At 46.0% G+C, this 19,829-nt stretch carries 22 protein-coding genes and 2 tRNA genes; 14 read left to right on the forward strand and 10 right to left on the reverse strand.

The window, feature by feature from the left end:
• Positions 1-15: 15 nt before the first annotated feature.
• The 4 genes from FRZ54_RS17105 (at position 16) to FRZ54_RS17120 (ending at position 6,285) form a co-directional block, all read left to right on the forward strand.
• Positions 16-1,701 (forward strand): GMC oxidoreductase, encoded by a 1,686-nt coding sequence (locus tag FRZ54_RS17105; protein ID WP_147032841.1) that lies wholly within the window; start codon positions 16-18, stop codon positions 1,699-1,701.
• Positions 1,702-1,795: 94 nt separating this feature from the next.
• A complete protein-coding gene (locus tag FRZ54_RS17110) occupies positions 1,796-3,613 on the forward strand; it encodes a glycoside hydrolase family 9 protein (RefSeq protein ID WP_147032843.1) in 1,818 nt (605 codons plus the stop codon).
• Between the two features lie 58 nt (positions 3,614-3,671).
• On the forward strand, positions 3,672-4,949 hold the full coding sequence (locus tag FRZ54_RS17115; RefSeq protein ID WP_147032845.1) for a sugar MFS transporter: 1,278 nt from the start codon (positions 3,672-3,674) through the stop codon (positions 4,947-4,949).
• Positions 4,950-5,040: 91 nt separating this feature from the next.
• The gene (locus tag FRZ54_RS17120) at positions 5,041-6,285 is read left to right on the forward strand and encodes a sensor histidine kinase (RefSeq protein WP_147032847.1); all 1,245 of its coding nucleotides are present in this window, start codon (positions 5,041-5,043) and stop codon (positions 6,283-6,285) included.
• A gap of 2 nt (positions 6,286-6,287) precedes the next feature.
• Here FRZ54_RS17120 and FRZ54_RS17125 read toward each other — a convergent pair whose 3' ends face one another.
• From FRZ54_RS17125 to FRZ54_RS17145, 4 genes are all read right to left on the reverse strand, one after another.
• Positions 6,288-6,710: a secondary thiamine-phosphate synthase enzyme YjbQ gene (locus FRZ54_RS17125; RefSeq protein WP_147032849.1), complete on the reverse strand. Its 423-nt coding sequence runs from the start codon at positions 6,708-6,710 to the stop codon at positions 6,288-6,290.
• Positions 6,710-8,098 carry a DUF3943 domain-containing protein gene (locus FRZ54_RS17130; protein WP_187359650.1) on the reverse strand — a complete coding sequence of 463 codons (1,389 nt, stop codon included), beginning with the start codon at positions 8,096-8,098 and terminating at the stop codon, positions 6,710-6,712. The genes FRZ54_RS17125 and FRZ54_RS17130 overlap by 1 nt, the downstream gene beginning before the upstream one ends.
• A gap of 358 nt (positions 8,099-8,456) precedes the next feature.
• Positions 8,457-8,840, reverse strand: coding sequence for an iron chaperone (locus tag FRZ54_RS17140; RefSeq protein WP_187359651.1), 384 nt, complete (start codon positions 8,838-8,840; stop codon positions 8,457-8,459).
• The gene (locus tag FRZ54_RS17145) at positions 8,827-9,300 is read right to left on the reverse strand and encodes a VOC family protein (protein ID WP_147032857.1); all 474 of its coding nucleotides are present in this window, start codon (positions 9,298-9,300) and stop codon (positions 8,827-8,829) included. The genes FRZ54_RS17140 and FRZ54_RS17145 overlap by 14 nt, the downstream gene beginning before the upstream one ends.
• Positions 9,301-9,457: 157 nt before the next feature.
• Here FRZ54_RS17145 and FRZ54_RS17150 point away from each other — a divergent pair, with 157 nt between their 5' ends.
• Both FRZ54_RS17150 and FRZ54_RS17155 read left to right on the forward strand, forming a co-directional pair.
• Positions 9,458-9,898: a DUF5990 family protein gene (locus FRZ54_RS17150; protein ID WP_147032859.1), complete on the forward strand. Its 441-nt coding sequence runs from the start codon at positions 9,458-9,460 to the stop codon at positions 9,896-9,898.
• A 5-nt stretch (positions 9,899-9,903) separates the two neighbouring features.
• Complete coding sequence (locus FRZ54_RS17155; RefSeq protein ID WP_187359652.1) at positions 9,904-10,281, forward strand: bleomycin resistance protein; 378 nt, start codon at positions 9,904-9,906, stop codon at positions 10,279-10,281.
• A 5-nt stretch (positions 10,282-10,286) separates the two neighbouring features.
• Here FRZ54_RS17155 and FRZ54_RS17160 read toward each other — a convergent pair whose 3' ends face one another.
• Positions 10,287-10,724: a hypothetical protein gene (locus tag FRZ54_RS17160; protein ID WP_147032862.1), complete on the reverse strand. Its 438-nt coding sequence runs from the start codon at positions 10,722-10,724 to the stop codon at positions 10,287-10,289.
• 201 nt (positions 10,725-10,925) lie between these two features.
• Here FRZ54_RS17160 and FRZ54_RS17165 point away from each other — a divergent pair, with 201 nt between their 5' ends.
• Both FRZ54_RS17165 and FRZ54_RS17170 read left to right on the forward strand, forming a co-directional pair.
• Positions 10,926-11,291 carry a VOC family protein gene (locus tag FRZ54_RS17165; protein ID WP_147032864.1) on the forward strand — a complete coding sequence of 122 codons (366 nt, stop codon included), beginning with the start codon at positions 10,926-10,928 and terminating at the stop codon, positions 11,289-11,291.
• 68 nt (positions 11,292-11,359) lie between these two features.
• Positions 11,360-12,274, forward strand: a complete 915-nt coding sequence (locus FRZ54_RS17170) for a metallophosphoesterase family protein (RefSeq protein WP_147032866.1) — start codon at positions 11,360-11,362, stop codon at positions 12,272-12,274.
• Between the two features lie 397 nt (positions 12,275-12,671).
• Here the strand turns inward: FRZ54_RS17170 and FRZ54_RS17175 are convergent.
• Both FRZ54_RS17175 and hscB read right to left on the reverse strand, forming a co-directional pair.
• Positions 12,672-12,755, reverse strand: a tRNA-Leu gene (locus tag FRZ54_RS17175).
• Between the two features lie 34 nt (positions 12,756-12,789).
• Entirely contained in the window at positions 12,790-13,317 is a 528-nt protein-coding gene (gene hscB / locus FRZ54_RS17180) for a Fe-S protein assembly co-chaperone HscB (RefSeq protein ID WP_147032867.1), read from the reverse strand.
• Positions 13,318-13,423: 106 nt separating this feature from the next.
• Here hscB and kdsA point away from each other — a divergent pair, with 106 nt between their 5' ends.
• The 4 genes from kdsA (at position 13,424) to FRZ54_RS17200 (ending at position 16,102) form a co-directional block, all read left to right on the forward strand.
• A complete protein-coding gene (gene kdsA / locus FRZ54_RS17185) occupies positions 13,424-14,203 on the forward strand; it encodes a 3-deoxy-8-phosphooctulonate synthase (protein WP_147032869.1) in 780 nt (259 codons plus the stop codon).
• A gap of 20 nt (positions 14,204-14,223) precedes the next feature.
• The gene (locus FRZ54_RS17190; RefSeq protein WP_147032871.1) at positions 14,224-15,159 is read left to right on the forward strand and encodes a KpsF/GutQ family sugar-phosphate isomerase; all 936 of its coding nucleotides are present in this window, start codon (positions 14,224-14,226) and stop codon (positions 15,157-15,159) included.
• 31 nt (positions 15,160-15,190) lie between these two features.
• Entirely contained in the window at positions 15,191-15,955 is a 765-nt protein-coding gene (locus FRZ54_RS17195; RefSeq protein ID WP_228462522.1) for an ABC transporter substrate-binding protein, read from the forward strand.
• Between the two features lie 65 nt (positions 15,956-16,020).
• Positions 16,021-16,102, forward strand: a tRNA-Leu gene (locus FRZ54_RS17200).
• Between the two features lie 173 nt (positions 16,103-16,275).
• Here the strand turns inward: FRZ54_RS17200 and FRZ54_RS17205 are convergent.
• Entirely contained in the window at positions 16,276-16,473 is a 198-nt protein-coding gene (locus FRZ54_RS17205; RefSeq protein WP_147032875.1) for a hypothetical protein, read from the reverse strand.
• A gap of 85 nt (positions 16,474-16,558) precedes the next feature.
• Complete coding sequence (locus FRZ54_RS17210; protein ID WP_147032877.1) at positions 16,559-16,945, reverse strand: hypothetical protein; 387 nt, start codon at positions 16,943-16,945, stop codon at positions 16,559-16,561.
• Between the two features lie 127 nt (positions 16,946-17,072).
• Between FRZ54_RS17210 and FRZ54_RS17215 the strand changes: the two genes are divergently transcribed.
• Positions 17,073-17,546: a Dps family protein gene (locus tag FRZ54_RS17215; RefSeq protein WP_147032879.1), complete on the forward strand. Its 474-nt coding sequence runs from the start codon at positions 17,073-17,075 to the stop codon at positions 17,544-17,546.
• A gap of 67 nt (positions 17,547-17,613) precedes the next feature.
• Here the strand turns inward: FRZ54_RS17215 and FRZ54_RS17220 are convergent, their stop codons facing one another.
• On the reverse strand, positions 17,614-18,390 hold the full coding sequence (locus FRZ54_RS17220) for an HAD-IIA family hydrolase (protein WP_147032880.1): 777 nt from the start codon (positions 18,388-18,390) through the stop codon (positions 17,614-17,616).
• A 102-nt stretch (positions 18,391-18,492) separates the two neighbouring features.
• Here FRZ54_RS17220 and FRZ54_RS17225 point away from each other — a divergent pair, with 102 nt between their 5' ends.
• Entirely contained in the window at positions 18,493-19,797 is a 1,305-nt protein-coding gene (locus FRZ54_RS17225) for an MFS transporter (RefSeq protein ID WP_147032882.1), read from the forward strand.
• The last annotated feature ends 32 nt before the right edge of the window (positions 19,798-19,829 follow it).

A 19,829-nucleotide genomic window follows, 5' to 3' on the forward strand; every position in this document is an offset into this window, starting at 1 on the left:
CAATTATAAAACAAAATGTCAGATACCAATACTTATGATGCCATCGTGATCGGCTCGGGGATCTCCGGCGGTTGGGCAGCGAAGGAACTTACAGAGAAGGGCCTCAAGACCATTATGCTGGAACGGGGTAGGGATATAGTGCACATTAAAGATTACGTAAATGCCAACAAAGGTCCGTGGGAGTTCCCGCACAGGGGCGGGCGGACGGTGCAAATGGAGAAAGACTATCCGGTACTTAAACGCGATTACCCGCTGAACGAAACCAACCTTGATTACTGGGTGAATGAAAAAGAAAGCCCTTATGTGGAGATCAAACGATTTGACTGGTTCCGCGGATATCATGTGGGTGGAAGGTCGTTGATGTGGGGCAGGCAAAGCTATCGCTGGGCCGATGTGGATTTTGAAGCTAATCTGAAAGATGGTATAGCAGTTGATTGGCCCATCAGGTATAAAGACCTGGAACCCTGGTATAGCTATGTTGAAGGTTTTGCCGGCATATCAGGTAACCGCGATGGGCTCGACATCCTCCCTGATGGTAATTTTATGCCGCCGATGGAAATGAATTGCGTGGAAAAGGATGTTGCAGCAAGGATGAACCAATATTATAAAGGATCAAGGCACATGGTTATAGGCCGTACGGCCAATATTACCAAGCCGCTTCCCGGTCGTACCAATTGCCAGTACCGCAACAAATGCTGGTTGGGTTGCCCTTTCGGCGCATATTTTAGTACACAATCGTCTACGTTGCCCGCTGCTATGGCGACGGGTAATTTGAAGGTAAGACCATGGTCGATAGTAACTAAAATACTTTACGATAAGGATACAAAAAAAGCCAAAGGCGTCGAGGTGCTGGATGCTGAAACGAACAAAACCTACGAGTTTTATGCGAAAGTGATCTTCCTGAACGCATCGACCTTAAACAGCGCCTGGGTGCTGATGAACTCGGCAACTGATGTTTGGCCCGATGGTTTGGGTAGCAGCAGCGGCGAACTGGGCCATAACCTGATGGACCACCACCTGGGTGTAGGTGCAAGCGGTGTTGTTGAAGGATATGAGGATAAGTACTATTTTGGCCGGAGGGCCAATGGTATTTACATTCCACGCTACCGCAATCTGAACGGTGAGAAACGTGATTATATACGTGGGTTTGGCTACCAGGGACGCGCTTCGCGCCAATCGTGGAGCAGGGATATCCCTGAACTTGCCATCGGAGCTGATTTTAAAGATTCGTTAAGCGAGCCCGGCCACTGGTCGATGAACATCGGTGGATTTGGCGAAACACTGCCATATCATGAAAATAAAGCAACCCTCGACAAGAATACAAAAGATAAATGGGGACTACCCGTGTTGGCTATCGACGCGATCATCCGTGACAATGAATTGAAGATGCGAATTGATATGATGAACGACGCCAAAGAAATGCTGGAGGCAGCAGGGGTGAAGGATGTAAAAACCCGTACCATGGAAGGTGTGCTTGGAAGGGGTATACATGAAATGGGTACCGCGCGTATGGGTCGCGATCCGAAAACATCAGTACTGAACGAATGGAACCAGGTTTGGGACGCTAAGAATGTGTTTGTTACCGACGGAGCCTGTATGGTATCGACGGCCTGCCAAAATCCATCACTAACCTATATGGCACTAACAGCCCGTGCTGTAGATCATGCGGTGAAGGAATTGAAAAAAGGGACCCTCGTATAGCCAGCCCCGAAAGCGGAAGCGTTTTATTGGAATAAAAAAATAAGTAATTTAAGCCCTTGCAATATCCCTGCAGGGGCTCTTTATTTGAATCATTATGAAAACAAGGCTGTTACTTTTTCTTTTATTTTTTCCGGTGCTTTTATTGGCACAATCCGTCAGGATCGTAACCAATCATGTTGGCTATGAATCTGACCTGGCGAAAAAGGCTATTATTGTTTCTGATGAAAAGCTGGCTTTTGCGTCATTCTCGCTGATCGGTGCAAAAACCGGCAAACAAGTATTCAACGGACAGCCGGTAGCAGCCGGGGCCGTCAATAAATGGAAGAACTGGCAATTCTGGACCATGGACTTCAGCGCTTTTAAAACAAAAGGCGATTATAAATTACAGGTACAGACACCTAAAGGATATATTTACTCGTACCCATTCGTTATTGGTAAAAATGTATTGGAGCAGGCTACTTTATCGGATGTGATCTATTACTTCAAAGGTCAGAGAAGCTCGGGTCTATTAGATAAGGCCGACCGTCATTCTCATTTACAGGGCCGCCCGGATACTGTCGACGCCCATGGCGGTTGGTACGACGCCACAGGTGATTATGGAAAACACCTTTCACACCTCACTTTTTCTTCTTATTTCAACCCGCAACAAATATCACTCACAGCCTGGAGCCTGTTCAAAACATACGAACTGTTTAGCAAAAGGCCCGGTACCGATTTTCGCCAATTCGACAGGCGGTTACTGGACGAAGCGATGTATGGCGCTGATTACCTTTGCAGGATGCAGGCCAAGGGCGGCGCATTCTACCGCTCAGTCGGTGCACCCAGTCCGGGCAAATTGCCGCAGGACAGAGCTATTGGACCCGAAGGTAAAAGTTACCGCATCAAGGTATCGAAAAACGATGATTCGTTTAAAAGCCGTTCATTGGATACCAACTGGCGCAGCTATCAATGCAGTTACCGTTCGGGCGGAGGAGTGGCCATTGCCGCTTTGGCACTCGCTTCAACATACAAAGTTTCGGGCGATTACAGCAATGCATACTACCTGAAGGCGGCTGAAAATGCATTTGATTTTTTAGAGCGAAACAACATCGCCATGACCAACGATGGCAAGGAAAATATCCTGGATGATTACTGTGCACTGATGGCTGCGACTGAATTGTACAGGGCCACACAAAATGAAAAGTATAAAATTGCTGCTGAAAAAAGGGCGAACAGCCTGATGGGCAGATTTACTTCGTGGAAAAATTACAGGGACTACTGGCGCGCAGACGATAAGGACAGGCCATTCTTTCATCCGTCAGACGCCGGGCTGCCGGTTGTAAGTTTGCTCGAATATTATCCTTATGCTTCCGGGAGCACAAAGGAACGTATCAAAAGTTCAGTTAAAAGATCACTTGACTTTGAACTGGCTATAACGTCAGAAGTGAATAATCCTTTCGGTTATAGCCGCCAATTGACACAGGACACCTTAGGCAAACGGAAAAGCGCTTTCTTTTTTCCGCATGGCAGTGACGCTTCACCGTGGTGGCAGGGCGAGAATGCCCGTTTAGGTTCAATGGCGGCAGCGGCAAGGATGGCGGCGCCATTGTTTGCAGATGATAAAGCCTTCCATAATAAGCTGGAAAGTTTCGCGATCGACCAACTGAACTGGATATTAGGGCTTAACCCGTTTGATGCATGTATGCTGGAGGGCGTGGGGCACAATAACCCGGAATATGGTTTTTTCGGGACGTTTGAGTATACCAATGCACCGGGCGGCATTGTCAATGGTATTACTTCGGGGTTGAACGATGAAGACGATATCGATCTCAATTTACCCTATTCTCAAACCGGCAAGGATAATGACTGGCGCTGGGCCGAGCAGTGGCTGCCGCACGCATCCTGGTATATGGTGGCGTTGGCGCTGAGGTGAATCCGTTGGTATTTGATCAGATTATTCGTTATTATTGATAAACTATTAACTGAGCCCTATGCAAGAATTGTCCCCGGTTGCCGATAAAACTCAAAAGTCGGCTATTCTTAGCCCGATAGCAATTATAGGCGCCCTGTTTTTCATATTTGGCTTTGTTACCTGGCTCAATTCGGTGCTGGTACCTTACCTAAAGATCGCCTGCCAGTTGAACAACCTGGAATCGTACCTGGTGGCGTCAGCATTTTATATTGCTTACTTAGTAATGGCGGCGCCATCTGCCTGGGTGCTGAAAGTGTTCGGGTTTAAAAAGGGGATGGCCATTGGCCTGCTTATCATGTCGGTAGGCGCGGTAATATTTATCCCTGCCGCATTAACGCGCACTTACGTGTTTTTTCTCGCCGGGCTTTTTGTGCAAGGGGCCGGACTTTCGATATTACAAACTGCTTCAAACCCATACGTGGTAGTACTGGGGCCTGTTGAAAGCGCTGCCCGGCGAATCAGCATTATGGGCATTTGCAATAAATTTGCCGGTGCCATAGCGCCCATTGCACTGGGCTCCGTTGCCTTAAAAAATGTCGATCAGCTAAAAATCACGCTGGCGACACTTAGCCCGGCTGCTAAAATTCCGCTATTGAACGAATTGGCATCGCGGGTTATTGTGCCCTATATCTGCATTATGGCGGCGCTGATCGTACTGGCTGTATTGATCTACTTTTCAACTTTACCCGAGATCAACACCGAAAAAGAGGACGAAAGCACGGCTTTAGCCAATACCAATAAAACCAGTATTTTTCAGTTCCCGCATTTGCTTTTGGGAGTATTGGCCCTTTTCCTTTATGTGGGAGCCGAAGTACTGTCTGCTGATTCCATCATCGGTTACGGGTCTTCACAGCATATCCTGCTATCGACAGCCAAATTTTTTGCTACCTGCACCATGATATGCATGATTGTTGGTTATTTTGTCGGCATTTTCTGCATCCCTAAATATATCAGTCAGAATGCAGCCCTGGTGGTTTCGGCAATATTGGGATTTATTTTCAGTGTTCTGGCTGTCGTCACTGAAGGATACGTCTCTGTCTTTTGTATCGCACTGCTTGGTCTCGCTAATGCGCTGATGTGGCCTGCACTTTGGCCCCTGGCTTTAAACGGCCTTGGAAAATTCACCAAGACGGGTGCGTCGCTGTTAGTTATGGGTATTGCCGGAGGTGCGGTGATTCCTTTGCTCTATGGACATCTTATCGACGTCTTTACAGCACGCACGGCTTACGTTATCCTGCTTCCCATTTACCTCTTTATACTTTATTATGCCGCCTGGGGACATAAAGTAAGACGATAGCCTTTTTCCTGAAAGATGATCTAAAATAGCTATGTGTACATAATAAGGTGCATAATCACTATTTTTATATCGCCCTAACGAAACATCCACTATGACAGACACTACACACAGGGCATTGCTTCAAAGCAGTGCTGTTTGCGATTCCATGTGCAACAAGCACGCAACTATAAGTGGTCAGCCAAATCTCAGCTTTTTTGCACAAGTGAAAGAGTTCTTTGTTAAAATGTTCAGTACAGTCGACTGGCCGCCGAGATGGCATTGCGGCAGCTGGACCGATTTTCATGGGTGGCTGTATATCCTGTCGGACCTATCAATATGGGCGGCATATTTTGCAATTCCTTTCCTGCTTTACAGAATGGTGAAAAAAAGGAAAGATATCCCGTTCCATACCATCTTCTTTTTGTTCATTGCTTTTATTTTGTTGTGCGGCACCACGCATTTGCTGGACGCAATCATATTCTGGTGGCCGGCTTATCGGTTGAGTGCATTAGTCAGGATGCTGACCGGAATTGTTTCCATTTTTACAGTTTATGCTTTATATAAAATAATGCCGATGGTGTATAATCTGCGGACATTAAGCGATGTAGAGGCTGAGATAACCGAACGAAAAAAGGCTGAACAGGAGGCTGAAACACGGCTGGTGATGCAACACGCAGCGGAAGAACTGATGGCCCGGAAGGACGAATTTATGAGTATTGCCAGCCACGAATTAAAAACTCCGATCACCAGTGTTAAGGCTTCGCTGCAAATTATCGAGCGTATAGCTGAAAAAGACGGAAACATGCAGGAAGCTGCGCCCTTTGTCAGCAAAGCGGTAAAACAGGTGAACAAACTAACAGAGATCATTCACGACCTGATGGATGTAACCAGGATTCAGGGTGGAAAACTTGAACTGGTAAAAACTGAATTCGATTTGATGGAAATGATCAGTGAAGCGGTTGAACAATGCGGCGCGGACGACAGGCATGAGGTAACTATAGAAGGCGACGAAGTAGTGATGATACATGCTGACCGGAACAGGCTTGAACAGGTTGTAAGTAATTTATTAACTAACGCTTTTAAGTACTCAGATGAAAGTAAACCGGTTACAATTTCTGTTGCCAAACTGCGGGACGGCAGTGTAAAGGTAGAAGTGATAGACCGTGGGATCGGCATCCCGACGAATAAGATCGAGCATATTTTTGATCGTTTTTATCGTGTGGATAATTCCTCGAAATATTTTACGGGGATAGGCCTTGGGCTGTACATTTCGTCGGAGATAGTAAAGCGGCACAATGGGGAAATAGGGGTGAACAGCACCGCCGGTGAAGGATCAACGTTTTGGTTCATAGTATAGATTTATTCGCCCCAGGCAGTTATTACGATATTGCGCCGGTGGCCGTAGTTGCGGTGTTCGCAGAGATAAATGCCCTGCCATGTACCAAGATACAACCGGCCATTGCGGATAGGAATACTTACTGAGCTACCCAACAAGGCAGCTTTCAGGTGCGCGGGCATATCGTCGGGGCCCTCGTCATCGTGCAGGTAACCCGGATCGTTTTCGGGCACAACCTTATTAAAATACATTTCAAAATCCTGTCTTACGGTGGGATCCGCATTTTCGTTAATGCAAAGCGATGCTGATGTATGCTGAATAAAAACCTGGCACATACCTGTGCGAATGCCACTTATCTGGGGTAAAGCATTTATTATCTCATTGGTTATTAAATGGAAGCCCCTCTTACGTTCGCGCAGACCGATCTCCTGTTGAAATATCTTCATTATTGTTTAATGATGCTTTTATTGTAGCCCGTAATAAACCTTACCGACAGGCGAACATAGGGATATTTTTTATCCGTATCGTCGAAATCAGCATAATTGCCGTGCAAATTGAAATAGCCGGCCTCGGCAGAAAGTGAAAATCCATTCAGCAGGGCGTAAATAAATTCATTGGAGATAGCATGCAGGAAATAATCGGACTTATTACCATTCAATGTTTTCATCCAGCCGCCGCGATAATTGACGCCGAGCGAGACTTTCGAATCGAAACTAACCCTGCCGCCGGCATTAATGGCAAAACCCGGGCCATAGTCGTAATTACGACCGTTATAAAGATGAGGGTCGGGCACGGCCGCGAGTAGCACTGGCCCGAGGCCGAACGATGTATTGAGGACGAACTTGCCTGGTAAGTTAACCTGGGAATATAGGTTCATTTTAACGCTTTGGGCCCCAAAGAAAAAAGCTGCATTATGGTAATAATCGTAATTGGCTGAAAGGATGGCGAGGTGTGTGTTGTTTTTGCCGTATATCTTCCAACCTGTTAGCGATCCATAAACGCTTACTATATTCAGTTTGGTGCTGTCATCCTGTCCAAATTCGGTTAGTATGGTGATATTGGTAAAGGGCACCTTAAAATTTTGGTTGGCATCGCCATATAATAATTTGATGCGCCCGTACCAGCCAAAACGCCCATTCTTAAAAGGGCTTTTGTTGTTTACGCTAAAATTCCGTAAACCGGCGTCAAATTCTACCTGAAGGCGCGAAGAATCATGATCGGTAGAATTGCCATAAATTTTTCCCCATTTTCCGTCGAGCAGTCGGTTGATACCATTAACGGGATTAACCAGCAACGCCAGCACTTCGCTTGCCTGGCGCTTAAGCCCGCGCGAACGGTTATTGACAATTTTGTTGGATAGGCGGTAAGTCATTTCGCCCAGGATTATTCCCCCGAAACTGGTATTAATAAAGTCGTTTGGAGCAGGCGCCTGGTTCTCTGCGGCTGTTTCCCATATATAACTCCCTACAAAGGCAGCAGGGGCCGACTGCCAGAAGCTGTATCCATTTGTCCGAAATGTATTGAAAAAATAATTGCCATGATAAGGATGGCCAAATTGGTTGGTTTGAAATTCGTCGTTATCCCAGGCCCAATTGTTGAGATTCAAATTATGACCCACCGTTTTGAAAGATATTTTGGCATAGTCAGCCTTCCGTATATAACGGTCTATTGTCCAGGGAACTACCTCGGCCAGCACCAATTCGGTAGCGGCACGGCCAAAATGTTTCTTAGGAATATCAGGCTGCAGATAACGAAAGGAGGAATCCTTGGGATACAGCTTATATGAATTGACATACCGCTGCGCCCGTGCGCTAAAAGAAAAGGGAAGGGTCATTGAAATCACGAGGCTTAAATAAGCGCACCGCTTCAGTTTAATTGTGCAGGACTGAGGATCAGCTTTCATCAACCGGTAATAATTTTTTTATAAAACAACTCCGCCGCAGGATGTTTTAATATACAGGATTTAATCATAAACGCGAAAGAGAATGCAACAAAACGAAAAGAGGAGCGCCGGCGTGCAAGGTAAGCCGACGTCAGACCGAGCTTTTTCAGATCGTGCAGAAGCCACGAAATCAAGAGGTATAAGCAACGGTGGTGGGCAGCGGGCCGACCAAACCTCGAACCGCGATAACGAACGGAAAGTCGCCAATAAGCGGCGTTCCATTTTATAATGCAAATAGCCGCATAAGCGGCTATTTTTTTGACATGGCCTTTACCTCGTTCTCCTGTATCCTTGCTCTCACAATTTTTTCTATAAGCGCAACCGGCAGCGGTACGCCCGGCGAAAAATGAATAGTTGCGCCGGAAAGTTTTACTCCCTTCAGGTCGTCCTTCATTTTCTTCACCAGCGGCGGGCTCATGGTATATAAGCTGGAGAAATTTCTATTAACGCCGATACCAACCAGCATATAATGATGTTTAAAGCATGGCACCTGGTAGCTGATAGATTCGATAGCCTGCGGGGCCAGGCTCCTGATGATGGAACGAAGCTCATGCAGCGCGGGCCGGAAAGCTTCGGGCTGCATGGCTATATATTCGTCGATAGTTTTTGGAGTTATCTCGTTATGCCTGCTCATAGGCTTCATGCAATTTTGCTATGTCGAATTTAGTCATTTGCATCATAGCTTTCATTACCGCGCTTACTTTTTCAGGATCCGGATCGTTGAGATATTGGCCCATAACATTAGGTACCACCTGCCAGGTAACGCCAAATTTATCATCGAGCCAGCCGCATTGATTGGTTTTACCGCCGTCGCCCAGCTTTTCCCAGTAATGATCCACTTCCTCCTGGGTTTCGCAACGAATAAAAAAAGACGTGGCAGGAGAAAATTTAAATAAGGGGCCGCCGTTAAGCGCCGCAAAACCGACCCCATTCAATTCAAATTCGACGTACATGACATCGCCGGGCGTGCCGGGGCCTGCTTCGCCATAGCGGTTTATTCGGGTAACTTTTGAATCTTTAAATACGGAAAGATAAAAATTCATGGCTTCCTCGGCCTGGTTCTCAAACCAAAGGAAAGGGGTGATCTGTTGCATAATGTTTTCTTTTAAGTTTTAACTGATGTTTTATAGCATCAAAGATACATGGCGTATCCGGCCCGGTGTATAGGCTGTTTGCGACATTCGCGGGGGGCGGATGAGGCAGGATTGGCCAGCCTTTTTAAATACCGCAGCTATCCTTAAATTTACGCTTATGAATGATGACCTGCATTTGCGTATTATACTGATCAGCCCGCCGGCGGATGTTGATTTTGGCCTGCAATCAGGCTCGGGAAATAAGTATAAAACTGTGCAAAAACAGGTATCTGGCAACGGAGACCTGTTATTTGTATTATCCGTAAAAATAAAAAATGATAAGGACGGTAACATCGATTTTGCCGGGCCTTTTGTACAAGGTAGTAAAGGCGAAAGGTTTATATACATCGATATAGGCACTTATGCCGGTAACCCGGAATCGGAATGGGGACGGCGACTAAAAATCCCTTTAAGGGATATACCAGTTAGTGTTATTGAAAAATTGCAGCCTGACAATAAATTGATACTGGAAACACGCGTGCCGGGCATGGGAAAGGATGGCGGACCAAACTGTGCGACAGTGAAGCCTTTTGAAGGATGGCACGCGGTGCCCGTATAACTAAAATGAGCATAAGAATAGTCCCCGTATTCAAGGTCCGCGACCTTAGACAAGCCATAGCATTTTACACCAAAGTGCTGGATTTTGAATTGCCGTATGCAGAAGAAGACGCGTATCAATGGGGAGGCGCCGACCTGGTAAAAGGCGGCTCGGAACTACAACTGACCACCTATGAAAGCGATAGCCTGTTTGGCTCGGTGGTAAATATTTGGGTGGATGATGTGGATGACCTGTTCCAAAAATATATCAGCAGGGGCCTTGATACCTCGCGCAAAAAAGAATCCCCCGTGCACCAGGGTCCGCTTAACCAAACATGGGGCACACGGGAGTTTTATGTAACCGACAGCGACGGCAATACACTGCGGTTCTGTAAGGTATTGTAGCCGATCTATTTCTTCACCGTTTTTACGGCACCATTTTTAACAGCCTTGGGAGCCGCGGGTTTTGCCGTAGTTTTTGGTGCGGTTCCGGCTTTTGCAGGGGCTGGTTTTGTAACAGTCGCCTTAGCGGCAGTTTTATTAGTTGCAGATGCCGGCTTTGGTGCTTTGGCCTCCTTCGTAACTACAGGTGCCTTAGCTACCGGTTTAACAATAGTTTCCTTAACGGGCGCGGCAGCAGGTGCGGCAGGTTTAGGAGTTTCTTTCACCGCGAAACCCTTAACCAGCTTTTTGGCCAGTTTTTTTGATTCCTTTTCAATGTCAATATGCGTCTTATCACCCAGTTCGGCTGTAATTGTTGTTAAAAAATTTTCGAGGCGCTTTTGGATGGATTCTTTTATCTGTTTTTTGGCACCTTTTCCCTGTGCCTGAGATTTTTCTTTTTTCATAACGGAGTTTGATGTCAAATGTAAGTTACATAAATATAAATCTAATATTATATTTATGTTAAGTGATTTACGATCTGCCAGTTAAAGTAAACAACAGTTTAAAACCCGTTTTCGTAAGGGTTATGCTGGTAAAAAGCGGTAATATGAATAGCCAGGCAAGGTGATTACTTCGTTATCCCTGTTTTTTTATAAATTTAAAAAATGGAACATAAAGCTAAATCGATCCGGCCCTTTATCGGGGCAAAAAACTTTGAGATATCCCGTAGTTTTTACCGCGACCTGGGGTTTGAAGAAAAAGTTTTATTTCCAAACATGTCGTTATTCACAAGCGGCGGGCTCGGCTTTTACCTGCAGGACGGTTACGTGAAAGATTGGATAGATAACCTGATGGTATTTATGGAAGTTGACGATGTCGATCGCTTTTGGAACGAATTGACGACGTTGGACCTGCCATCGAAATACAAAGGTGTGCGGTTAACCCCGGTCAAAAGCTACGACTGGGGCCGTGAATGTTTTGTGCACGATCCTTCGGGAGTGCTTTGGCATTTCGGGGAGTTTTCCCGGTAGCAAACTACCATTACAATACGACAAAATCAGCCGGCAGACCAAAGTTGCATTAAACGCGTTATGTTGTTATGCGCGTCCTTCGTTATTCTTTACTATTGTTCGCATTCTTTTTGCCATTCTTAGCGTTGGCCCAGGAAAGAAAGACGGTAATAGCCTTCGCCAGCGATACCCAGGAACCGATGTGGGTTGAGAAGCTCTTCCTGAAGGCCGACCATAACCCGGAGGCCACCAAACTTGTTTTCGGGGATGTCGATCAACTGCATCCCTCAGCTTTTTTTATACTGGGCGATGTGGTTTCCCTTGGTAAAAGCAATAAAGCCTGGAAAAACATCGACGGTTATATCCGGCAGACTACGCACGATTCAATACCCGTGTATGCCACGCTCGGCAACCATGAGGTGATGTTCAACACCAAAAAAGGAACGAAGAATTTCCAGACAAGGTTCCCGATGTACAACCCCGCCGGCTATACCGAAGTTGTAGATTCAGTTGCGGTAATACTACTCAATTCCAATTTTGCCACAATGACGAGAGAAGAGGCCGATAATCAAAATACCTGGTACCAAAATAAACTCAAAGCACTGGACGACGACCCTGCCATCCGGTTTGTTATCGTCGGATGCCATCATTCGCCCTACACTAACAGCCGTATCGTAAAGCCTTCCGTTCCTGTGCAGGAGAATTTTGTGCCGCCTTTCGTAAGATCCAAAAAGTGTGTGTTATTTCTTTCGGGCCATTCACATAATTTTGAACGCTTTAAAGTTGATGGCAAAGATTTTTTGGTAATTGGGGGTGGTGGCGGACTGCACCAGCCCCTCAACAGTAACAACGATCACATGCATGACCTTGCTGAAAGCTATAAGCCGGCTTTTCATTACCTTGAAGTAAGGCGGTTGGGGGATACGTTACAAATTACATCGCGCGAGCTTCGTAACGACTTTTCCGGTTTCGATGATGGATTAAATTTGAGCGTGCATTTTTAGAACAACAAAGCCACCGTAAAGCCGGATGCTTTTAACCGTTACCGGTTATTAGAGCTTGGTCATCCAGATATTAATATCCTGATCGGTCGGTATGTCCAATTTTTTCTTTATCCTGTATTTTGCCCGCTACCGTCATTGTTCGCGTACTCGTTGATGGTTACAAAACAATAAATTTGGCACAGCTATTTATTGTTTATGTAGAAATAAAACAACTTTAGAAATATTCTAAAACGGTTTTAAGTACCCACGGCCGGTCCCTATAACTATCGGGACGAATCAGCACAGCCTTGCTACCATAAGTGTTTGAGACCTGTGTTGAGTTTCTCAGAATATGAAATATAAACAGATGCCATAAGGCTAAAGTAAAAAAGCTTCAGAAGATCTGAAGCTTTTTCGGTACCCAGAGCCGGGGTCGAACCGGCACGGCCTTGCAGCCATTGGTGTTTGAGACCAACGCGTCTACCGATTCCGCCATCTGGGCATTGGGTTGATGAACGGTGGATTAGTTCGTTCATTCAGAATCGGGCTGCAAATGTATTTAAACTCTCTTTAATCCGCAACAAATATTTTTGGCGATAGTAAATATCCAGTATTTCGTTCAGGCGGCTTTCTTTGGCTGTGTCATCAAGGGTGTGATAATCAGAGGTTAGTTTATGCAGTTGGGTGTTAATATCATCATCAACTGCCATCACTTCATTATTAATAGCAGCTAACTGTTCAGCATCATCTACCTCCATCAGGCGTTCGTTAACGTCCATCATTTCCATCAGGAAATCAGAAGGCAGCTGAGGCTTGGCGCCGTCAACCAGTAATTCGTGCTGGCGCAGGATATACTCCAGGCGTTTGGCCGGATCGGACAGTGTTTGCCAGGCTTTATTGTTTATGGTTGAAAGCTCGAGTATTTCCTGCTGCTTCTCATCAGCTTCGTTGGCGTAGAAGTCGGGGTGATATTGCTTGCTAAGTTCATAAAATTTATTTTTGAGTGAAGCGACATCAGGGTGAAAAGATTCGGGAATATTATAGAATTCGAAGTAGTTGATCATGATACAAAGTTAGCTGTTTTAGGTTAGACGTTTTACGTTTTTGTATCGATGATGTAACGTATAACCTAACAACTTTAACGTACAACAAAAATTACCATCTTTGCACATGAATTTATTCGAACAGATACGGCAAAAGCCGTTCTTTATATTAGGGCCCTGCGTTATGGAAAACCAGGACCTGCTTTATACGGTCGCCGAAAAAGTAGCCGAAATAGGGCAGAAATATCCCGTTACGGTGATTTTTAAATCGTCATTTGATAAGGCTAACCGCACTTCAATACATTCGTACCGCGGGCCGGGCTTGGAGAAGGGTATGGAGATGCTGCAAAATGTTAAAGAGCGTTTTGATCTGCCGGTTACCACGGATATACACGAGCCCGGGCAGGCTGCTGTAGCTGCCGAAGTTGTTGATATTTTACAAATACCGGCCTTTTTGTGCCGGCAGACCGATCTGCTGGTGGCCGCAGCAAAAACAGGGAAGATAGTGAACGTTAAAAAAGCGCAGTTTCTTTCGGGGCAGGATATGTTTTACCCCGCTCAGAAAGTAATAGAAGCAGGCAACGAGCAGGTTATACTGACAGAGCGCGGCAATATGTACGGTTATAATAATCTTGTAGTGGACTTCAGGAATATTTACGATTTGAAAAAATTTGGTCACCCGGTGTGTATGGATTGCACGCATTCGGTACAGCGGCCCGGGGGAGCAGGGGGGAAAACCGGGGGCGACCGTACTTTCGTGCCGATGATGGCCCTTGCCGCAAAAGCCTTTGGAGCCGACGGTTACTTTATGGAAACCCATCCCGACCCGGATAACGCGCTGAGCGACGGGCCGAATATGGTAAAATTGCATCAATTGGAAGAGGCAATCAAACCTTTGTTATCTTAGACGTACGAGGTAAAACCTAAATGAAAGAAATAGCCAGGAAAGTATTTAATATCGAGATCGAGTCGCTAAAGTATGTGGCCGCGTCGCTGAATGACGATTTCACCAGGGCGGTTGAGGCCATACTGGAGTCGAAAGGAAAACTGATCGTGGCAGGCGTGGGTAAATCGGGGCTGATAGGCAGAAAGATAGCGGCTACATTGGCAAGCACCGGTACGCCAAGCTTTTTCCTGCATCCAGGAGAGGCTTTTCACGGGGACCTGGGCATGGTGGAGCCGAATGATATGGTGATATTGATATCCTACTCAGGCGAAACTGATGAGGTGCTCAAGATCATTCCCTTCCTGAAATGGAACAATAACCGGATCATCAGCATAACAGGCAACCCAAATTCAACCATAGCCAAAAACAGCGATCATCACCTGAATGTATGCATTACGCGTGAGGCCTGCCCGCTTGAACTGGCGCCGACATCGTCTACCACAGCCACTTTGGTAATGGGTGATGCACTGGCGATGGCCCTGATGGAAACCCGCCAATTTCAGCACGAGGACTTTGCCCGTTTTCATCCGGGGGGCAGTCTCGGGCGCAAGCTGCTTGTTAAAGTAAAAGACCTGATGCGGCGCGATAACCTGCCATTTATTGATAAGAATGCCTCATTTACCGAACTATTGCTGCGCATGTCGGAGGGCAAACTGGGGCTGGTGATTGTAGGTCGCGCCGAACTGGTAGAAGGTGTTGTAACGGACGGCGACCTGCGCAGGGCTTTACTGCATAACCCGGATACTTCGCAATTGCATATTCATGATATGATGACAACACACCCGGTTATCGTCGACCCGGAAGAATATATCAGCCAGGCTGAGAACCTGATGATAGAAAAGAAGATAGCCACCATATTAGTTGGATCGGTCGGGCACAAAACAGTAGAAGGAGTTTACCAGATCTATAACAGTTAGCGGAAAGTTAATGCCTGTCTTTTATGATCAGATGAATAGGGCAGTGGAGCTATCCTCCACGCCAAGAAAGATCATCTCCATCGTACCTTCCCAAACGGAATTATTGTTCGACCTTGGGCTGGACAAGGAAATTATCGGCATTACTAAATTCTGCATACAACCCGCCGCTAAAGTTGAACAAAAAGTAAAGGTAGGAGGCACCAAACAGCTTAATATCAGCTTAATAAAAGAACTAAATCCCGGCCTTATAATCGGAAACAAAGAAGAGAACGAACAGGCTCAAATTGAGGAATTGATGGAACTTTTCCCTGTATGGATGAGCGATATAAGCGACCTCGACGGGGCACTGGATATGATCCGGAAGGTGGGGGAGCTTGTTGGAAAAGATGCGGAAGCCGGAACTTTGTTAAGCAGGATTGAACAACAATTTAACGTAACAATTCAACAATCTGACCTGCGTACCGCTTACCTGATATGGCGCAAACCATATATGGTTGCCGGTAAGGGAACATTTATCGAAGATATGCTGCAAAAGTGCGGTCTGGTGAATGCTTTTAACGGTGACAGGTATCCCGAAATATCCAATGAACAATTGATAACAGCAAAGCCAGATGTGGTATTGCTGTCGTCAGAACCGTACCCGTTCAGGGACAAACATATTCGGGAGTTCGAATCCCTTCTACCGAACGCCAAGGTAAAACTGGTGGATGGTGAGTTATTTTCGTGGTATGGGAGCAGGCTTTTGCATGCACCGGAATACTTTAAAGAACTGCTTAACAGTCTTCAATCGGAGTAATCACAAAAAATAATCGGTGAAATCAATTTAAATACTATCTTTGCCGACTCTTAAAAATCCTAACTGCGGAAGTGGCGTAATTGGTAGCCGCACCAGACTTAGGATCTGGCGCCGCGAGGCGTGGGGGTTCGAGTCCCTTCTTCCGCACCGAAACGAAAAGGCTGTCTGCAAAGACGGCCTTTTGTGTTTTCAACCTCAAACTGAGTTCGGAGCAGGCACAGTTAGTTTACTCAAAACCCTGCCAGATCATTGTCGTGGGCAGATCACCCAAAGCATAAGTCCCCCGATGCGCTGGAGGTTTAATAGCATTAAGCTGGTTGTCAGGTTTTAAATAACTCGTCCTGCGACTCGTGTCTGTCCCCGCTTTCGCTTTTTTCGATATTGAGCTCGATATCCGGAAACAGTTTCCTGTCTTTAGTTAAGGTAGGGGCAACGCCCAATATACCGATGCCTGCTACAGCAAGCACCATAAACAGTGCGAGGCTGCAAAGCTTGAGCATCCTTTTAATTTTCTTCATGTTTATCTTAAAATAGACCGGCTGCAAATAGATAGGCAGCACATGATAATCCTGTGTTAATTTGAATTAATAAAATGATGAGAAATTACACCTGGATAGCGGGGTCGTCGCCGGTGATGCCAGGCGTGATGGTGCGGTAGAAATATGAAAGCGGTTTTACAACGATGTATGGAACGCTGTGTTCTATTAGTTGAATTTTTGCCAGGTTGCTATGCAGGCAGCTCAGATCGTTAACCAGGGATAAACCGCTAAAAAAGGTGTTTGCACGAGGCTGACAAAAAGGGCAATGGTAAGTAACACTCTTTTTAACCTTGTAACCCGAATTTGCCTGTAGCGCAGTGTGATAAATTTGTGGCCTCTCTTGAGCTGCAGAAATGCCGCCAAAGTTGAACAAACTCAAAACCATAATGATTGCCAGGAGGCATTTAACAATGTGGTTTTTGTTACACGATAACTTCAATGGCTTGTTCATTCCTTAACAAAAATACGTATATCTTTTTAACCTGATTATGACAGCAAAAAATCGGCTATGTAAACAATCGTCTTATATTTGTACCGGTAAAAACACCATCTGCATTCACTTTAAAAACATTACAACCATGAAACCAAATATCGGCATTACAGATGCAAACAGGCAGGCCGTATCAGAACAGCTTGCAAAACTGCTGGCAGACGAATTTTTATTATACACCAAAACGCGTAACGCACACTGGAACGTAGAGGGGCCCGATTTCCATTCGATGCATCTCTTTTTCGAATCCCAGTATGAACAGCTTGATGAAACGATGGATAGCGTTGCCGAACGCATACGGCAGTTGGGGCACTATGCACCTGCTACGCTCAAGGGCTTTTTACAGCTGACTCACTTAGCCGAGCTCACCGAACGCAACAACGATAGCCTGGGCTTTATCCGCGAACTGCTGGCCGACCACGAAAGCATTATCGAATTTATCAGGGGTAATATCAATCCCTTCGCCAACGAATACAACGACCTGGGCACGAGTGATTTTATTACCGGCCTGATGGAAGAACACGAAAAAATGGCCTGGATGTTAAGGGCGCATTTGAAATAAGTCTTGAACCTCAAGTCTTAAGTCAAGAGTCGAAAAAAGACTTGTGACTTAAGACTTTTGACTTTAATCACCACCATTTAAGCGGAAAACGTATCTTATCTACCGAGCCTACAACTACATCAGGCTTGAAAGCATAATGGCTTAAATTTTCCTTAATAGCTATGCCCGACAATACAAGAATGGTTTTATAACCCATCTGAACACCACCCTGTATATCGGTTTCCATAGTATCGCCAATAACCGTGGTTTCCGCAGTTTCAAGCCCGAGGTACTTCCGTGCCGAGCGCATCATTACCGGGCTTGGCTTGCCGGTTACAAAAGCTTTGCGGCCGGTAGCTTCTTCTATCATTGCGGTGGTAGCGGCAATACCCAGGTTGTTCCAGCCCGGTTTTTTTGGTGATGGGTCGCGGTTGGTGGTGATGAATTTGGCGCCGCCCAATATCATATCAACGGCACGCTGTACCATTTCCAAAGTAAAATTCCGGCCTTCGCCCAATACCACAAACTCGGGATCGGAGTCAACCAAAGTAACGCCGTTCTCGTGCAGACTTGTCAGCAGACCACCTTCGCCCAAAACATAGGCCGTGGTACCACTGGGGCTTTGGTCGCCCAGGAATTTACCTGTGGCCATAGCGCTGGTGTATACGTGATCTTCGGTTACCTCGATACCCAGCCGTTTCAGTTTACGAACCGTCTCCAAACGCGTACGCTGGCTGTTGTTGGTCATAAAGGTAAAGGGTATATTATCGTCGAGCAGGCGTTTTATAAATTTATCAGCGCCTTCTATCAGCGTTTCGCCGCTGTAGATAACACCGTCCATGTCAATCAGGAGTCCGTGTTTCATAAGTTTTAAAGTATTCTATTGTTCCCAAAGATAGAGAGATGCTGAAACAAGTTTAGCATCCCTTTGATCATTAAAATAATTTTTCTCTACTTTTAACCTGCCATGCAACCTAAAAACAATAAACGCACCATACGTGCCTGGGCCTTTTTCGATTGGGCCAATTCAGCATATAACCTGGTCATCACTTCCACCATCTTTCCTGCCTATTATGTGGCCATTACCGATCCAAAAAAGATAGGAGGGATGGTGACCTTTTTCGGGCATAAGTTTGTGAATACTGCCCTGCAGGACTATGTGCTTGCCGCAGCTTACATGGTGGTAGCTTTATTGTTGCCCATCCTTACTTCCATTGCCGATTACCGCGGGAACAAGAAAATATTCATGCAGTTTTTTACCTGGATGGGCGCTATATCCTGCGGGATGCTGTATTTTTTCAATATCGATACGCTTGAACAAAGCATGATCTTTTTCGGACTGGCGGCGATAGGGTATAGCGGCGGCTTTGTTTTTTATAATTCGTACCTGCCCGAGATAGCCTCGCTGGATATGCAGGACAAGGTAAGCGCCAAAGGCTTTACTTACGGCTATATCGGCAGCGTTATTTTGCAGCTGATCTGCTTCTTTTTCGTGCTGGTAACACCTTTCGGTATGACACAGGGCTCCGCCTCGAAACTATCGTTCCTGCTGGTTGGCATCTGGTGGATCGGTTTTGCTTTTATCCCATTTATCATATTGCCCAAAGGCAGCCCGAATGCAAAAACACATACCCACGATATCCTGCGCGGCGGCTTTATCGAACTGGGCAAAGTATGGCGACAGGTTAAAAATATGCCCATCCTGAAACGTTATCTGCCGGCATTTTTCTTTTACTCCATGGGCGTACAAACCATTATGCTGGTAGCCGCCAGCTTTGCAGCAAAGGAACTGGGGATGGATAAAACGCAGCTCATCACTACCATCCTCATCATCCAGATAGTAGCGATAGGCGGTGCCACGCTGATGTCGAGATTGTCGGATAAACATGGTAATATCAAGGTGCTTGCGTGGGTGGTTGCCATTTGGATATTAGTTTGCATCGGGGCCTATTTTACGACAACCAATATTGAATTTTTTATACTGGCGGGTGTAGTAGGGCTGGTGATGGGGGGCATACAATCGTTGTCGCGCTCCACCTACTCGAAATTGATACCACAGGATATACCCGATTCGGCCTCGTTCTTCAGCTTTTATGACGTCGCCGAAAAGCTGGCCATTGTGGGCGGCATGTTCAGCTTTGGATTGATAGACGATCTTACCGGCAGCATGCGCAATTCGGCGCTGGTGTTATGCGTTTATTTCATAGTCGGGCTCATATTATTGTTGTCGCTGCTTAAGCTGACACGCAGGGCCGGCGTCGAAAACAAGTAATTCAGGCTGCATGCTATCAAACATTTTCGGTA

It is taken from the genome of Mucilaginibacter ginsenosidivorans, assembly GCF_007971025.1.
GTDB lineage: Bacteria > Bacteroidota > Bacteroidia > Sphingobacteriales > Sphingobacteriaceae > Mucilaginibacter > Mucilaginibacter ginsenosidivorans.

Bases quoted from the DNA above. Each gene is read 5' to 3' on its own strand.
- FRZ54_RS17105 (WP_147032841.1), top strand. From the start codon at position 16: ATGTCAGATACCAATACTTATGATGCCATCGTGATCGGCTCGGGGATC.
- FRZ54_RS17110 (WP_147032843.1), top strand. From the start codon at position 1,796: ATGAAAACAAGGCTGTTACTTTTTCTTTTATTTTTTCCGGTGCTTTTA.
- FRZ54_RS17115 (WP_147032845.1), top strand. From the start codon at position 3,672: ATGCAAGAATTGTCCCCGGTTGCCGATAAAACTCAAAAGTCGGCTATT.
- FRZ54_RS17120 (WP_147032847.1), top strand. From the start codon at position 5,041: ATGACAGACACTACACACAGGGCATTGCTTCAAAGCAGTGCTGTTTGC.
- FRZ54_RS17125 (WP_147032849.1), bottom strand. From the start codon at position 6,710: ATGAAGATATTTCAACAGGAGATCGGTCTGCGCGAACGTAAGAGGGGC.
- FRZ54_RS17130 (WP_187359650.1), bottom strand. From the start codon at position 8,098: ATGACCCTTCCCTTTTCTTTTAGCGCACGGGCGCAGCGGTATGTCAAT.
- FRZ54_RS17140 (WP_187359651.1), bottom strand. From the start codon at position 8,840: ATGAGCAGGCATAACGAGATAACTCCAAAAACTATCGACGAATATATA.
- FRZ54_RS17145 (WP_147032857.1), bottom strand. From the start codon at position 9,300: ATGCAACAGATCACCCCTTTCCTTTGGTTTGAGAACCAGGCCGAGGAA.
- FRZ54_RS17150 (WP_147032859.1), top strand. From the start codon at position 9,458: ATGAATGATGACCTGCATTTGCGTATTATACTGATCAGCCCGCCGGCG.
- FRZ54_RS17155 (WP_187359652.1), top strand. From the start codon at position 9,904: ATGAGCATAAGAATAGTCCCCGTATTCAAGGTCCGCGACCTTAGACAA.
- FRZ54_RS17160 (WP_147032862.1), bottom strand. From the start codon at position 10,724: ATGAAAAAAGAAAAATCTCAGGCACAGGGAAAAGGTGCCAAAAAACAG.
- FRZ54_RS17165 (WP_147032864.1), top strand. From the start codon at position 10,926: ATGGAACATAAAGCTAAATCGATCCGGCCCTTTATCGGGGCAAAAAAC.
- FRZ54_RS17170 (WP_147032866.1), top strand. From the start codon at position 11,360: ATGCGCGTCCTTCGTTATTCTTTACTATTGTTCGCATTCTTTTTGCCA.
- hscB (WP_147032867.1), bottom strand. From the start codon at position 13,317: ATGATCAACTACTTCGAATTCTATAATATTCCCGAATCTTTTCACCCT.
- kdsA (WP_147032869.1), top strand. From the start codon at position 13,424: ATGAATTTATTCGAACAGATACGGCAAAAGCCGTTCTTTATATTAGGG.
- FRZ54_RS17190 (WP_147032871.1), top strand. From the start codon at position 14,224: ATGAAAGAAATAGCCAGGAAAGTATTTAATATCGAGATCGAGTCGCTA.
- FRZ54_RS17195 (WP_228462522.1), top strand. From the start codon at position 15,191: ATGAATAGGGCAGTGGAGCTATCCTCCACGCCAAGAAAGATCATCTCC.
- FRZ54_RS17205 (WP_147032875.1), bottom strand. From the start codon at position 16,473: ATGAAGAAAATTAAAAGGATGCTCAAGCTTTGCAGCCTCGCACTGTTT.
- FRZ54_RS17210 (WP_147032877.1), bottom strand. From the start codon at position 16,945: ATGAACAAGCCATTGAAGTTATCGTGTAACAAAAACCACATTGTTAAA.
- FRZ54_RS17215 (WP_147032879.1), top strand. From the start codon at position 17,073: ATGAAACCAAATATCGGCATTACAGATGCAAACAGGCAGGCCGTATCA.
- FRZ54_RS17220 (WP_147032880.1), bottom strand. From the start codon at position 18,390: ATGAAACACGGACTCCTGATTGACATGGACGGTGTTATCTACAGCGGC.
- FRZ54_RS17225 (WP_147032882.1), top strand. From the start codon at position 18,493: ATGCAACCTAAAAACAATAAACGCACCATACGTGCCTGGGCCTTTTTC.